The sequence below is a fragment of the Massilia sp. DJPM01 genome, from assembly GCF_030348125.1.
GTDB lineage: Bacteria > Pseudomonadota > Gammaproteobacteria > Burkholderiales > Burkholderiaceae_D > Telluria_A > Telluria_A frigida.
Genome location: NZ_JAQOZV010000209.1, coordinates 1 through 697, shown reverse-complemented (window position 1 = coordinate 697; position 697 = coordinate 1). Strand labels below are relative to the sequence as shown.

Annotated in this window: 1 protein-coding gene; it reads right to left on the bottom strand. The window is 66.1% G+C overall.

What is annotated here, in order from left to right:
- Positions 1-697 (bottom strand): hypothetical protein (locus PO883_RS34705; RefSeq protein WP_289313835.1); only part of this gene is annotated, 697 nt, incomplete at both ends.

Here is a 697-nt window from a genome sequence, read left to right as displayed (position 1 = left end):
GGTGTTGCCGCCCAGCGGCACGAACAGCGCGTGCTTTTCTTCCACGCCGGCGATGTCGATGTTCTTGCCGGCCAATACACTGAGATTGGCGGCTGCGTCGACCTGCGCCGCGCGCGCCGTGAAATGGCCCCTGGCGTCGATGACCACGTTGCCGCCGGCAATGGTGGCGACCCTGTCGATATTCGTGCGGCTCGACGTGCTGGTGCCGTTGTTGCCAACCGTGTCAATACTGCGCGTCTGCGTCGTGCTGGCCACGAGAATGTCGCGGCCGGCATGGAGCGTGACCCGGCTGTCGTCGGTAGCGCTGCCGTCCACGCCCTTGTTGGACAGGCCGGCAATGCGCCCGCCCACGTTGGCAATATCGTTCGCCGCCCTGATGTCGATGGCGTTGCCAGCAATGGCGCCGCCATTGCTGACATTGCGGGCATCGAGCGTGACCGCGCCATGCATGTCAGTCGGCTTGGCATTGGCGTAGCCGGCCAGGAGGGTGCCGCTGTTGCTGATGCCGCCGTTCTGGTTGCGGATGGTGACGTTGTCGCCGGCAATCAGGGCGCCGCCGGTCGACAGGTCGCCCTGCTGCGGACGGCGCAGGTAGACCTTGGGTACCAGGGCCGTGGTGGTGCTGCCGTCCGGCAGGCTGACGGTTTCTTCCTGCATCCACACGATGTCGGTGGTCAGCTGGGCCATCTGCTGCTCG